This window comes from [Enterobacter] lignolyticus SCF1 (assembly GCF_000164865.1).
Taxonomy (GTDB): Bacteria; Pseudomonadota; Gammaproteobacteria; order Enterobacterales; family Enterobacteriaceae; genus Enterobacter_B; species Enterobacter_B lignolyticus.
Window position 1 is genome coordinate 2,627,463 of record NC_014618.1, and the last position, 12,816, is coordinate 2,640,278.

Here is a 12,816-nt window from a genome sequence, read left to right on the forward strand (position 1 = left end):
GGAAAACAGGATATGCGTCCGATGGATGTTATTGGTGGACAAAACTTGCGTCAGATGTGGGACGATTTAGCTGACGTTTACGGCGATAAAACCGCGCTCATTTTTGAGTCCGCGCAGGGTGAAGCACAGCAGTTCAGCTACGCCGGCCTTAATGAAGACATTAACCGTACCGCCAATCTTTTCTGGTCGCTCGGGATACGCAAAGGGGATAAGGTCGCGCTGCATCTGGATAACTGTCCTGAATTCATTTTTTGCTGGTTTGGGCTGGCGAAAATCGGCGCGGTGATGGTTCCTGTCAACGCCCGGCTGCTCTGTGATGAAAGCGCCTGGCTGTTGCAGCACTGCCAGGCCCGAATGGTGGTGACCACTCGCGGCTTTTACCCGGCCTATCAGCATATTCTGGCGCAAAACAGCACGTCGCTGGAGCGTATCCTGTTAATTGGTAAAACGGCGGCGGAGTCCGACGCGCAGACGCTCGACTTTCTGCAGCTCAAAGCCGGGCAGCCGACGACGCTCATCCACGCCGTCCCGCTCAGCGTTGAGGATACGGCGGAAATTCTGTTCACCTCCGGCACCACGTCACGTCCCAAAGGCGTGGTGATTACCCACTACAACCTGCGCTTTGCCGGGTATTACACCGCCTGGCAATGCCAGCTTCGCAGCGACGATATTTATCTCACCGTCATGCCGGCCTTTCACATCGACTGCCAGTGCACCGCCGCCATGGCGGCCTTTTCCGCCGGCGCAACCTTTGTGCTGCTGGAGAAATACAGCGCCCGCGCCTTCTGGCGGCAGATCCTGCGGTATCAGGCCACCGTGACCGAATGCATTCCAATGATGATCCGCACGCTGATGGCGCAGCCGCCCGCCGCAGATGAAAAACAGCACCGGCTGCGCGAGGTGCTGTTCTACCTCAATCTTTCCGTTGAGGAAAAGGATGATTTTATCCGCCGTTTCGGCGTCCGGCTGCTCACCTCCTACGGCATGACGGAAACCATCGTCGGCCTGATTGGCGACCGCCCTGGCGATAAGCGCCGCTGGCCGTCCATCGGCCGTCCGGGGTTTTGCTACGCGGCGCAGATCCGCGATAGCCAGAACCGAGAGCTGGCGGCCGGACAAATTGGCGAAATCTGCGTGAAGGGCGAACCGGGCAAAACACTGTTTAAAGCCTATTACAACCAGCCGGAGGCCACCGCGCAGGTCTGGGACAACGGCTGGCTGCATACCGGCGATTACGGTTATTACGATGAAGAGGGATATTTCTATTTTGTCGACCGCAGCAGCAACATGATTAAGCGCGGCGGCGAAAATGTCTCCTGCAGTGAAATAGAAAATATTCTCTCCTCGCACCCGAAAATTCAGGATGTGGCCATCGTCGGCGTCCCTGATGCAATCCGCGACCAGGCCATTAAGGCTTTTATCGTCCTGAACGAGGGCGAAACTCTCAGCGAACACGAATTTTACAGCTATTGCGCAATGAATATGGCGAAATTCAAGGTCCCGTCATTAATGGAAATTCGTCAGGATTTACCGCGCAACTGCTCGGGAAAAGTGATCAAGAAATATTTGAAATAACACGATGACGCAAGGAATAAAAAATGAGCGAATCACTACATCTGACCCGCAATGGCGGAATTCTGGAAATTGTTCTCGACCGGCCAAAAGCCAACGCCATTGACGCCAAAACCAGCGCGCAAATGGGCGACGTTTTTCTGCAGTTTCGCGACGACCCGACGCTGCGCGTCGCCATCATTACCGGCGCGGGCGATCGCTTCTTCTCCGCAGGCTGGGATTTGAAGTCCGCCGCCGACGGCGAGGCGCCGGATGCCGACTTTGGTCCCGGCGGTTTTGCCGGTCTCACCGAAATATTCAACCTTGATAAGCCGGTGATCGCCGCCGTGAACGGCTATGCCTTCGGTGGTGGTTTTGAGCTGGCGCTGGCCGCCGACATGATCGTGTGCGCCGATCACGCAAGCTTTGCCCTGCCGGAAGCCAAACTGGGCATAGTACCGGACAGCGGCGGCGTGCTGCGCCTGCCGAAGATCCTGCCGCCCGCCATCGTTAACGAAATGGTAATGACCGGACGGCGGATGGGCGCGGAGGAGGCGCTGCGCTGGGGGATAGTCAACCGCGTGGTCAGCGCCGATGCGCTGATGGAAAACGCCCGCGAGCTTGCCGCCCAAATCGTCGACAGCGCGCCGCTGGCGGTAGCGGCGCTCAAAGAGATCTGCCGTGCCACCGGCGAGCTCTGCGTTGAAGAGGGCTACCAGCTGATGCGCAGCGGCATACTTAAACACTACCCGGCCGTCCTGCACTCTGAGGACGCTACGGAAGGCCCGCTGGCGTTTGCCGAAAAACGCGCGCCGCAGTGGCTGGGCCGTTAACCGACAGGAGCGCGTCGTGAGCTATTATGCGTTTGAAGGCCTGGTGCCGGTCGTCCACCCCACCGCCTGGGTTCACCCGACGGCGGTACTCATCGGGGATGTTATCGTCGGTCCCGGTGTTTATATCGGCCCCCACGCGTCGCTGCGGGGCGACTATGGACGGCTTATCGTCGAGGCGGGCGCGAATATTCAGGACGGCTGCATTATGCACGGCTACTGCGACACTGATACCGTGGTGCGGGAGTGCGGACATATCGGCCACGGCGCGGTGCTGCACGGCTGCATCATCGGCCGGGACGCGCTGGTCGGTATGAACAGCGTGGTGATGGATGGCGCCGTCATCGGCGATGAGAGCATTGTCGCCGCGATGAGCTTTGTGAAGGCCGGTTTCGCGGGCGCGCCCCGGCAGCTGCTGGTGGGTACCCCGGCCCGCTGCCTGCGGGCGGTTTCTGACGACGAGCTGTACTGGAAGCGCTTAAACACCCGCGAGTATCAGGACCTCGCCGAACGCTGCCGCCGCGGGCTTCGCGAAGCCGCGCCGCTGGCCGAGCCGGAGCCGAACCGCCCGCGGCTGCGCGGCACCACGGCGGTACAGCCTAAACATCAGCAACGATAATCAACAGGCGCGCTGCGCCTGTCTGGCATCGCCCGGCGGCGCTTTCCGTTCGTACGCTATCTTAGCGGCGCATGGTCTTAGAGAGCATCCACTGCCACTTTTGCTCGCGATTCAGCTCGCCCGGCGGCACCATCGGCGCCGACGGGTTGGCGCACAGCGTACTTTTGACCGAGGCGGGAGACTTCAGCCGCTCATACAGCAGTTTGCTTATCTTGCGTACGCGAACCAGACGCTGGCACTGGCACCCCCTGCCCTCCAGCTGGTTAGGAATGGTTTTCGTTTCACACTCAATTTCCCCTACTTCGGCAAGAATATAGGAGACGGTATTAATGGCTTTGCAGTGGGGAATATCGAATTGTCCGGCAATTTCTTTGGCGCTGACCCAGCGATTCTGCGCCATCACCCAATCAGCAATTAACAAATAAAGCGGTTTATCAACATATTCTTCACACATAGATACTCCATTATTACAAGCTAACAATTCTTTGTGAGGGTTTATTCGGCATAATGAGGCTGCCGTAATAAACACGCATTAAAATTAAGGTTAATTGCAAATTAATATAGAACAGAAAGAATATGTAGCGTGAGTAAAACCGTACGCATTCGGTGATAAAAGGAAATAAAAAAACCAGCGTGCAGGAAAAGCCCATTACATGCTGGTTTTCGGGGGAATTAGCGGTTTATCTGTTGCAGGAAATAGTGAGCGCCGTCACGCAGCGCAGTGCCGGCAATGTTCATCCGCCGTGAATAGTGCAAAAAGGCGTGAAGCACTCCCGGATACAGGGTGTACTGGCAGGGCTGCCCGTGGGCAAGCAGCGTCTGGCTGAGCGCCAGGCTGTCATCCAGCAGCGGGTCAAACTCCGCGCCGGCGATAAAACAGGGCGGCACATCGCGGGTGAGATCGTTATTAAACAGGCAGTAATACGGCGAATCGCGATCGTCGGCGTGGCGCAGATAGGCCGCGTCATATGACGCCAGGTCGCGCTGCGTAAGCCCATCCCAGCTGCCGCCGTACAGGCGGCGGCTCACGGAGTCCTGCAGCCCGTACAACCCATACCACAGCAGCAGGCCGCACACCGTGCCGCAGTCGATCTTCCGGTCGCGGATCCACAGCGCAGCGGCCAGCGCCAGCATCGCGCCCGCGGAGTCCCCCGCCAGCCCGATGCGTTCGCTGTTCAGGCCATAGCGCTCGCCGTGGCGGCGATAAAACTGGCAAACGGCCACAATCTCCTCAATCGCCTGCGGAAAACGCGCCTGCGGCGAGAGCGAATAGTCGATGCCGACCACCGTACAGCCGCTAAAATGCGCCAGCAGGCGCATAATGCGATCGTGCGTATCCAGATTACCGAGAATAAACCCGCCGCCGTGCACATAGAAAAGCGTGGCGCCGGGCTGCGCCTGCGGCGCGTAGATCCGCGTCAGGACGTGGCCCCATGCCGTCGGCACCGCGACCTCCTCGGTGCGCAGCATCTGCGGCCCGCCTTCGTTCCAGTAGCGACGCTCGTCGTTATAGGCCTGACGCATGGCGGCGTAGTCGTCCGCGGCGCAGACGGCCTGCGGTAATGACGCCTGAAATTCAAGCACCTCGCGCATCTGCCCGGAAATGCGGTCGAGAACGGGAATTTTGTTATCGGGTTTCATGGCTCCCTCCTGATGAAATTCCCGCTATTGTAGGGAGGCCGCGCTGAAAAACTGCGACGCCGCCGTCCGATATTGAACAATCCCCGCGCCGCCCGGAGCCACGCCCGTCAGTCGCGATCGGCGCGGTCGTCCGGTAGCGGATATTGCTGCTGGTACTGGCGAATCGCGGCCCGGGTATTAAACAGCAGGCGGCCTTCGCCCAGCTGCCGGGCGAGCCCGCTTCGGCGCACGTTTTCCAGCACGCCGGGGTTGAGCCCGGCCAGCCAGAAATCGATCCCCGCGGCCCGCACCCGCTGCTCTTTTTCCATCAGCATGATAAGCGCTGAATACTCCACGTCCTGCACCCGGCTCATGTCCAGCACCACCACCCGCGGGGCTTCAGATTCAATCAGCTGGCGAACCTGGGATGCCACATACTGGGCATTGATAAAGAAAAGACGCCCCTCCGGGCGCACGATCAGCAGCCCCGGGATCGTCTCATCCCCGGGGTGCTGCCCGGAAAGCGGACGCAGCACATCGGCGCCCGGTTTACGGCCAATGACATAGACCCGGGGCTGCGCCGTCTGGCTGGCCAGCCCCAGCAGGGAAACCAGGATTGCGACAACAATTCCCTGCAGGGTGCCAAACAGCAGCACGCCCAGGCAGGCGATGGCGGCCCAGCGCAGCTCCATCATGCGGATCCGGCCTATCCGGCGGAACTCCTCCGGCTGAATAAGGCCCACCGAATAGACGATGACCACCACCGCCAGGGTGGCATGAGGCAGCCAGGATAACAGCGGCGCAAGGAACACCATGGTCGCCAGCGCCATCGCCGCGGTGACGACGCTGGCCCACTGCGATTTTCCGCCGACGGAGCGGATCACCGCCGTCTGGGAGGTTCCGCCCCCCGCCGGCATGCTGCCAAAAAAGGCCCCGCCGAGATTAGCAAGCCCGGTCGCCGCCAGCTCACGGTTCGGCGCAATATCCGGCTCCCCCTTCTGGACGAAGGCCCGACCGGCGGCAATGGTCTCGGTAAAGCTCATCAGGGCAATCCCCGTCGCCCCAGGCAGCAGCTGCAGCACCAGCGCCAGATCGGGCATCGTCAGGCCTGGCAGCCCGACAGGAATAGTGCCGATGATGGAGACGCCCGCCTCATTCAGCCCCCATCCCCAGACCAGCGCTATCCCGGCCCCGACGCCCAGCAGCGGCGCGGGCGAATGCGGGAACCGCCGCTCCATCACGACCAGTATCGCCAGCGTGGCGAGGGCAACGGCCAGCGTCAGCCATGACGTCTCCGGTAGCGCCTGAATCAGGTGGAAGAGATCCATAAAAAAGTTGTCTTTCTGGATATGTATCCCAAAGACCTTTGGCAGCTGATCCAGAATAATGACCAGCCCGATGCCGCTTCTGAACCCCACGAGAACCGGCAGGGAAATAAAGCTTGCCACAAACCCAAGCCTCAGCGCCGCCGCCAGCAGCAGTATCGCGCCCACCAGCAGCGTCAGGGTGGCCGTCACCGTGAACAGCCGCCCCGGGTCGCCATCCGGAACCACCGCCGCAAGCTGGGTCGCCGTCAGGATAGCGAGCGTGCTGGTCGAACTGACGCTCAGCACCCTGGACGACCCCAGCAGGGCATAAAGCAGCACGGGGACAAATGCCGTGTACAGGCCGGTCGCCACAGGCAAGCCTGCTACGGTGGCATAGGCCATGGCTTTGGGCAATACGACGGCCGACGCCGTGACGCCGGCCAGCAAATCGGACATGCCGAACCTGACTCCGCTTGCATGTTGTGCCATGGTATCGGCCTCCCCGTTTAACGGCAGTTCTGACGGTGGCAATGCGCCTGCGCCGCTTCGCGACAGGCATGTAAAACGCAGCTACCGTACCCTTTTATTCTACCACCGGTGGTGACCAGGGCTGCGGGAAACGGGTTATGATTTATGAACGTTTTCACCTGGAGGTCGCCCTGTCATCATGGTATTTTCCAGGTCATGCTGAATGCTCTTTTTTTGATTGTAGCCGCGGACACCAGAACCGGCGGCAGACCACTGTACCCACCTCACTTCGGAGATGTAATGAGGGGATTTTCACCGTTTGCCATTGCACTCAGTATACTGCTGCCGCTTTTGCTTTGCCCTTCCGCCCGAGCAGACGTTGAGCTCGGTTCACTCGACCTGTTTGCTCAGGATAATCCTGACAGTCCGGTCCCTACGGGACTGGTGCTGGGGGGCGCCGTTATCAGCGGCCAGGCGCGCTATAAAGCGCAGGACAATTCAACGTATATCGTGCCCGGCGCCGTCTATTTCGGTGAACAGTTCATGTTTCTCGGGGACCGGGCGCGTTACTATTTCCACAAGGACGATACCTTCGCCGCCTACGGCTATGGCCGATTGCGATTTGGCAACCTGGATCCTGATGAGGAAGCGGCCTTCAGGGGAATGGATAAGCGGGAGTGGGAGCTCGAAGCCGGAGTCGGCGCCAGTATCATCACTCCCTACGCGCTGCTGAGCGCCAGGATCAGCACGGACGTGACCGGGCGAAGCAACGGCCAGGAGCTGCTGCTGTGGGCCGATTTCCCCATCGTGATGGACAAGCTACTCGTCATGCCAGGGATGGGGGTCATGATCCGCAGCGATAAGATGGCTAACTACTACTTTGGCGGGGTGTCGGAGAGTGAAGCCACCGCCCAGCGCCCGGCTTGGGACACCGGCACCACCTTCTCCCCGATGGTGGGTATTATCACCAGCTACCGCTTCAGCCCTCAGTGGGTCGGGATGTTTGCCGCCAACTACGAGTACTACGATAAGGGCATCGCCAACAGCCCTCTGGTCCAGCATCCGGGCGAGCTTTACGCGGGATTCGCGGTGGGCTACATCTGGTAATGCGCTCGTTTTAAAGCCCGGACAAAGGGCCGCCCTTGTCCGGGAGCACATCAGGAGGGACGTTTGCTCAGCGTCTCTTTGAGCTGGCCGACCAGCTCGCGGCGGAAATCCCCGAGCTTCGGCTTATCGTTGTCTATCCACGGCAGCGGTCGACAGACCTCCATCGCCTTAATGCCCAGCCGCGCGGTCAGCAGCCCGGCGCCGATACCCTGTGCGGCGCGGGCGGACAAACGGGCCGCCAGATCCTGCGACATCCAGTCCATCCCCACTTCACGCACCAGCTCGCTGGCGCCCGCAAACGCAATATTCAGCAGCACCAGACGAAACAGGCGCAAACGGCTGTAGTAGCCAAGCTCGATGCCATAGAGCATGGCGATACGGTTAATTAACCGCAGGTTGCGCCAGGCGATAAACGCCATATCCACCAGCGCCAGCGGGCTGACGGCAATCATCAGCGTGGACTCCGCCGCCGAGCGGCTAATCTCGCGGCGCGCCTGGGCATCCAGCACCGGCTGCACCAGATGGGCATACAGGGTAACGACCTCGCGATCGTTTTGCGTCTCGTGGATAGCGGCATACCAGCGCTGGAGCGCCGGATGGGAATGATCGATATTGGCCTGGCGCGCGAGCTGCTCGCAAAACGCCCGCCCTTTGCCGGTGCCATGGCTGTGCAGCAGATCCCGCGCCTCATCGCGCTCCTGCGCCCGCTGGCGTAAGCGCCACAGGCGGCGCCATTCGGTCACCACCGAGCCGACGCCCGCACCGACGATCAGCGCGCCGGCGGCGCAACCGCCCAGCGCGACCCAGTCCTGGGTTTGCCAGGCGTTCGCCGTCCACTGTACGCCCTGCGCCACAACGCTGACACCAAACAGCGCCAGCCCCGCGGTCACCATCCGCCGCCACAGGCTGCGCTTAGGCCGCAGCGCCGCATCGACGGCGGCCTCCGCCGGTCCATCGTCCTCAAGAGGAGAATCCACCACCGCCGGGGAAAACGACTGCGCCTCTTCGTCGGCAAAGGTCTGAGCCGTCTTAAACTGCGGCTGTTTTTCCGCCTCCAGCGGACCGTCGAAGTCGATTCGCGGTTTTAACGGGTCGCTCATCGCAATTTATCTCCTAGCAAAAACTCAAGCGCCGCATCCACGCGGATGTGCGGCAACGGTTTATCAACATCCATCACCTGCGGCCGGAAGGCTTCAAACTGAAAGCCCTGCTGCTCCCAGAACGCCTGCCCCGGCAGGCGGGCCGGAACTTCGCCCGGGTAGACCGTCAGCGGATGGCCGTCGCTCAGGCGCGCGCCGCGCAGCGCCGGAATTTTTTCGCCGTCGACCTCGATGACGCCGCTCTGGGTAGCCTGCACCGAGGCAAGCCCGAGGCAGTCCATGCTGATGCCCTCAAAGGCCGCATTCTGCCAGGCATCCTGGATAAGCTGCTGCAGCAGCGAGACCATATTGCCGTGCTGGTCGACGGTCACGTGGTCAGCCTTGGTCGCTGCGAACAGCAGCTTGTCGATCACCGGGGAAAAAAGCCGCCGGAACAGCGTACGCTGGCCGTAGTGGAAGCTTTGCATCAGCTGCGTCAACGCAAGCCGCATATCGTTGAACGCCTGCGGCCCGCTGTTGAGCGGCTGCAGGCAGTCCACCAGCACAATCTGGCGGTCAAAGCGTAAAAAGTGGTTCTTATAGAACCCCTTCACCACATGTTCACAGTAGTAGTTAAAGCGCGCGCGCAGCATCCCGGCGTTGGTGTGTTTATCCGCCTGCGCCAGCCGGGCTTCGCCTACGGCATCGACATCCGGCCACGGGAAAAACTGCAGCGCCGGCGCGCCCGCCATATCGCCGGGCAGCACGAACCGTCCCGGCTGAATAAAGTGCAGCCCTTCCTGCTTGCAGGCGTGCAGATAGTCGGTCCACGCCTGCGCGATCTCCGCCAGACGATTTTCATCGGCAGGCGCTAACGGGTCGAGCCCTTCGCACAGCTGCCGCCAGCGGGCGGACCACTCCCCGCGCTGCCCCTGCAAAAGACCGGTCATTTGCCGCGACCAGGTCAGATAGTCCTGCGCCAGCATGGGTAAATCGAGCAGCCACTCGCCCGGATAATCGACAATCTCCAGATACAGCGTCGAGGTATCCTTAAAGTGGCGCATCAGCGAGTCGTTAGAGCGGTAGCGCAGCGCCAGGCGGATTTCGCTAACCCCGCGCGTCGGCGTCGGCCAGGCCGGCGGCGTGCCGTAAAGCTGCGCCAGCCCTTCATCATAGGTAAAACGCGGAATGCCAAAGTCCTTCTGCGGTACACGCTTTACGCCCAGCAGGCGCTCTTCGCGTACGGCGCTGAGCAGCGGCAGGCGGGCACCGGCATGAACGTTGAGCAGCTGGTTGACCATCGCCGTAATGAACGCCGTCTTGCCGCTGCGGCTAAGACCGGTCACCGCCAGACGTAAATGACGGTCAACGCCGCGGTTTACCAGCGCATTGAGTTCGTTTTTGAGTCGCTTCATTGCCATCCTGTTGTGCCCTGAAGGAAAAGACCTGGTGTAAGGGTATTAGATGGGGACAATACGCACAGATGCAACACCTGTACGCAAGCTGTGAGCGGCAGGCGGCTATTTCATGCCCCGCGCCAGACGACCGGCAAGCTTCGCCAGCAGCGGCTCCAGCGCCACCGCCAGCAGCATTTTCAGCGGCCGCTTCGCCACCGATTTCACGGCCCACCCGGCAACGCCCGCGGGGCCGTAGCGCAGTGCGGCCAGCAGCGCCAGCTTGCCCGCGATTTTCAGGCCTGGTTTGACCTTCTGTCCGGCACGCCGCCAGTGTGTATTCATCTTACGGTCTCACTCAAGTCAGAGCTGGCGAAAACGGCTGCGCAGCGTGAAGGTATCCGACGTCACGTAGCGTTCCATCTCGCGCAGACGCTGTTCACCCGCAGCCAGCACGGCGTCGACGTTGTCAAGCAGCGCGCTGTTGCTCGGGGCGTCCGCGTCCGCCATCGCCCCTTCCGGCAGCGGATCCAGCGCAAACGTCAGGATGACGTACGCCACCAGCACGAAGAAAAACAGCCCAAACAGCATCGCCAGCACGGTGATAATGCGCACCAGCTTCACCGGTACGCCGAGGTACTGCGCGATCCCGGCGCAGACGCCCTTCACCATGCCCTGCTGCGGAATGCGCCACAGCTTTTTAGATAAATCGAGTCCGGCCATTATTTTTCTCTCCAGTTTGGATGCTCGGCATCAAGAATGTCTTCCAGCGCCTGAATACGCTCGCGCATACGCGTCGCCTCATCGCTGAGTTGCGCCAGGCGCTGTTGCTCGTTTTGCGACAGCTCGCCGCCGCGGGAACGGTTGCTGTAATGCAGCCACAGCCAGACCGGCAGGACAAACAGCACGAACAAGGTCAACGGTATGGCTAGAAAAAGCGCGCTCATGAGTACTCCTTACAAGATGATGAGCTGCGGCACGCCTCATCGGGTGCCGCCCGGGAAATCTTATTGGTTATCCTGTTTCATTTTGGCCTTCAGTTCGGCCAGCTGCACGCTGATTTCATCATCCGCTTTCAGCTCGGCAAACTGCTGATCCAGCGTCTTCTGCTTACCAAAGCTGTGGCTTTCCGCCTCGGCTTCCATCTGGTCGATGCGGCGCTCGAAAGACTCAAAGCGCGCCATCGCTTCGTCAAGCTTACCGCTGTCGAGCTGGCGGCGAACGTCGCGAGAGGAGCTGGCGGCCTGGTGGCGCAGCGTCAGCGCCTGCTGACGGGCACGGGTTTCGCTGAGCTTATTCTCCAGCTCGGCTATCTCCTTTTTCATACGGGTCAGGGTCTCATCGACCAGAGTGACCTCATTTTCCAGCGTGGTTATCACGTCAGTCAGCTTTTGCTTTTCAATCAGCGCGGCGCGAGCCAGGTCATCTTTATCTTTACGCAGCGCCAGCTCGGCTTTTTCCTGCCATTCGGCCTGCTGCGCATTCGCCTGCTCAATACGACGGGTCAGCTGTTTCTTTTCCGCCAGCGCGCGGGCTGACGTTGAACGCACCTCAACCAGCGTGTCCTCCATTTCCTGAATCATCAGACGCACCAGCTTTTGCGGATCTTCCGCCTTCTCCAGCAGCGCATTGATGTTGGCGTTCACGATATCGGCAAAACGAGAAAAAATACCCATTATTCAATCCTCATAGTTCTGTTGTCGGGCCAGGCCCTGCTGATACGTTAATACAATTCCCGTGCCAACTTTTTATCTGATTGATTTATATAGATGTGATTGAATTATCGCCACGCAGCCGCTACAGTAGCATGGTGATTTTCACTAACAAGTGGTCGATTTCATCATGGCAGAATACAAGGACAACCTGCTCGGTCAGGCGAACAGCTTTATTGAGGTGCTGGAGCACGTTTCACGGCTTGCGCCGCTGGATAAACCGGTGCTGGTCATCGGCGAGCGCGGTACCGGGAAAGAGCTTATCGCCAACCGACTGCACTTTCTCTCCGCCCGCTGGCAGGGACCGTTTATCTCCCTGAACTGCGCGGCGCTCAATGAAAATCTGCTGGACTCTGAGCTGTTTGGCCATGAAGCGGGCGCGTTTACCGGCGCGCAGAAGCGCCATCCCGGGCGGTTTGAGCGCGCCGACGGCGGCACGCTGTTCCTCGACGAGCTGGCCACCGCCCCGATGCAGGTACAGGAAAAGCTGCTGCGGGTGATTGAATACGGCGAGCTTGAGCGCGTGGGCGGCAGCCAGCCGCTGCAGGTCAACGTCCGCCTGGTGTGCGCGACCAACGCCGACCTGCCGCAGATGGTTAATGAGGGCGTCTTTCGCGCCGACCTGCTGGACCGGCTGGCCTTCGACGTCGTCCGCCTGCCGCCGCTGCGCGAGCGCCAGAGCGATATCATGCTGATGGCCGACCATTTCGCCATCCAGATGTGCCGCGAGCTGGGGTTGCCACTGTTTCCCGGGTTTACCGAACACGCGCAGGAAACGCTGCTCGGCTACCGCTGGCCGGGCAATATTCGTGAGCTTAAAAATGTCGTTGAGCGCTCGGTATACCGGCACGGCACGAGCGAGACGCCGCTGGACAACATCATTCTCGATCCCTTTAACCGCCAGGTACCGCCCGCCCCTGCCGGACATACCGGCGAACCCGTATTACCGCTGGATCTCCGCGAGTTTCAGCAGCAGCAGGAAAAGCGGCTACTGGAGCAGGCGCTGCAGCTGGCCAAATTCAACCAGAAAAAAGCGGCCGCGCAGCTGGGCCTGACCTACCACCAGCTGCGGGCGCTGCTGAAAAAGCATCAGCTGTAAGCCTGTTCGCTGGTGAAAACTGAGCATAAT

The 12,816-nt window shown here is 60.5% G+C and carries 14 protein-coding genes; 5 read left to right on the top strand and 9 right to left on the bottom strand.

From position 1 onward, the window contains the following. Positions 1-21: 21 nt before the first annotated feature. Genes caiC through caiE form a run of 3 tightly spaced genes read left to right on the top strand, consistent with a single transcriptional unit; the run spans position 22 to position 3,000 of the window. A complete protein-coding gene (gene caiC / locus ENTCL_RS12330; RefSeq protein ID WP_013366464.1) occupies positions 22-1,575 on the top strand; it encodes a crotonobetaine/carnitine-CoA ligase in 1,554 nt (517 codons plus the stop codon). A 23-nt stretch (positions 1,576-1,598) separates the two neighbouring features. Further along, positions 1,599-2,384, top strand: coding sequence for a crotonobetainyl-CoA hydratase (caiD, locus tag ENTCL_RS12335; RefSeq protein WP_013366465.1), 786 nt, complete (start codon positions 1,599-1,601; stop codon positions 2,382-2,384). 16 nt (positions 2,385-2,400) lie between these two features. Beyond that, a complete protein-coding gene (caiE, locus tag ENTCL_RS12340; protein WP_013366466.1) occupies positions 2,401-3,000 on the top strand; it encodes a carnitine operon protein CaiE in 600 nt (199 codons plus the stop codon). Positions 3,001-3,061: 61 nt separating this feature from the next. Here caiE and caiF read toward each other — a convergent pair whose 3' ends face one another. The 3 genes from caiF to ENTCL_RS12355 form a co-directional block, all read right to left on the bottom strand. Further along, a complete protein-coding gene (caiF, locus tag ENTCL_RS12345) occupies positions 3,062-3,454 on the bottom strand; it encodes a carnitine metabolism transcriptional regulator CaiF (protein WP_013366467.1) in 393 nt (130 codons plus the stop codon). 218 nt (positions 3,455-3,672) lie between these two features. Next, positions 3,673-4,641, bottom strand: coding sequence for an acetyl esterase (gene aes / locus ENTCL_RS12350; RefSeq protein ID WP_013366468.1), 969 nt, complete (start codon positions 4,639-4,641; stop codon positions 3,673-3,675). Positions 4,642-4,748: 107 nt separating this feature from the next. Beyond that, positions 4,749-6,416: a SulP family inorganic anion transporter gene (locus ENTCL_RS12355; protein ID WP_013366469.1), complete on the bottom strand. Its 1,668-nt coding sequence runs from the start codon at positions 6,414-6,416 to the stop codon at positions 4,749-4,751. 279 nt (positions 6,417-6,695) lie between these two features. On the opposite strand from ENTCL_RS12355, the gene ENTCL_RS12360 reads away from it, so the two are divergent. Then, a complete protein-coding gene (locus tag ENTCL_RS12360) occupies positions 6,696-7,502 on the top strand; it encodes a MipA/OmpV family protein (RefSeq protein WP_013366470.1) in 807 nt (268 codons plus the stop codon). A gap of 50 nt (positions 7,503-7,552) precedes the next feature. On the opposite strand, the gene ENTCL_RS12365 is transcribed toward ENTCL_RS12360, so the two are convergent. The 6 genes from ENTCL_RS12365 to pspA all read right to left on the bottom strand — a co-directional run bounded on the left by ENTCL_RS12365 (position 7,553) and on the right by pspA (position 11,651). Beyond that, complete coding sequence (locus ENTCL_RS12365) at positions 7,553-8,602, bottom strand: YcjF family protein (protein WP_013366471.1); 1,050 nt, start codon at positions 8,600-8,602, stop codon at positions 7,553-7,555. Then, entirely contained in the window at positions 8,599-9,996 is a 1,398-nt protein-coding gene (locus tag ENTCL_RS12370; RefSeq protein WP_013366472.1) for a YcjX family GTP-binding protein, read from the bottom strand. The genes ENTCL_RS12365 and ENTCL_RS12370 overlap by 4 nt, the downstream gene beginning before the upstream one ends. Positions 9,997-10,101: 105 nt before the next feature. Beyond that, positions 10,102-10,320, bottom strand: a complete 219-nt coding sequence (gene pspD, locus ENTCL_RS12375; protein ID WP_013366473.1) for a phage shock protein PspD — start codon at positions 10,318-10,320, stop codon at positions 10,102-10,104. 18 nt (positions 10,321-10,338) lie between these two features. Further along, entirely contained in the window at positions 10,339-10,698 is a 360-nt protein-coding gene (gene pspC, locus ENTCL_RS12380; protein WP_013366474.1) for an envelope stress response membrane protein PspC, read from the bottom strand. Further along, on the bottom strand, positions 10,698-10,922 hold the full coding sequence (gene pspB, locus ENTCL_RS12385) for an envelope stress response membrane protein PspB (protein WP_013366475.1): 225 nt from the start codon (positions 10,920-10,922) through the stop codon (positions 10,698-10,700). Before pspB ends, pspC begins: the two co-directional genes overlap by 1 nt. A 60-nt stretch (positions 10,923-10,982) precedes the next feature. Further along, a complete protein-coding gene (gene pspA / locus ENTCL_RS12390; RefSeq protein WP_013366476.1) occupies positions 10,983-11,651 on the bottom strand; it encodes a phage shock protein PspA in 669 nt (222 codons plus the stop codon). A 151-nt stretch (positions 11,652-11,802) separates the two neighbouring features. Here pspA and pspF point away from each other — a divergent pair, with 151 nt between their 5' ends. Next, entirely contained in the window at positions 11,803-12,786 is a 984-nt protein-coding gene (gene pspF, locus ENTCL_RS12395; protein ID WP_162098840.1) for a phage shock protein operon transcriptional activator, read from the top strand. Positions 12,787-12,816 lie beyond the last annotated feature (30 nt).

What these genes read in the sequence shown, in the direction of transcription:
- pspD (WP_013366473.1), bottom strand. Translation starts at nt 10,320, where the DNA reads ATGAATACACACTGGCGGCGTGCCGGACAGAAGGTCAAACCAGGCCTG.
- ENTCL_RS12355 (WP_013366469.1), bottom strand. Translation starts at nt 6,416, where the DNA reads ATGGCACAACATGCAAGCGGAGTCAGGTTCGGCATGTCCGATTTGCTG.
- caiC (WP_013366464.1), top strand. Translation starts at nt 22, where the DNA reads ATGGATGTTATTGGTGGACAAAACTTGCGTCAGATGTGGGACGATTTA.
- pspC (WP_013366474.1), bottom strand. Translation starts at nt 10,698, where the DNA reads ATGGCCGGACTCGATTTATCTAAAAAGCTGTGGCGCATTCCGCAGCAG.
- caiF (WP_013366467.1), bottom strand. Translation starts at nt 3,454, where the DNA reads ATGTGTGAAGAATATGTTGATAAACCGCTTTATTTGTTAATTGCTGAT.
- ENTCL_RS12370 (WP_013366472.1), bottom strand. Translation starts at nt 9,996, where the DNA reads ATGAAGCGACTCAAAAACGAACTCAATGCGCTGGTAAACCGCGGCGTT.
- caiD (WP_013366465.1), top strand. Translation starts at nt 1,599, where the DNA reads ATGAGCGAATCACTACATCTGACCCGCAATGGCGGAATTCTGGAAATT.
- ENTCL_RS12360 (WP_013366470.1), top strand. Translation starts at nt 6,696, where the DNA reads ATGAGGGGATTTTCACCGTTTGCCATTGCACTCAGTATACTGCTGCCG.
- pspB (WP_013366475.1), bottom strand. Translation starts at nt 10,922, where the DNA reads ATGAGCGCGCTTTTTCTAGCCATACCGTTGACCTTGTTCGTGCTGTTT.
- ENTCL_RS12365 (WP_013366471.1), bottom strand. Translation starts at nt 8,602, where the DNA reads ATGAGCGACCCGTTAAAACCGCGAATCGACTTCGACGGTCCGCTGGAG.
- aes (WP_013366468.1), bottom strand. Translation starts at nt 4,641, where the DNA reads ATGAAACCCGATAACAAAATTCCCGTTCTCGACCGCATTTCCGGGCAG.
- pspA (WP_013366476.1), bottom strand. Translation starts at nt 11,651, where the DNA reads ATGGGTATTTTTTCTCGTTTTGCCGATATCGTGAACGCCAACATCAAT.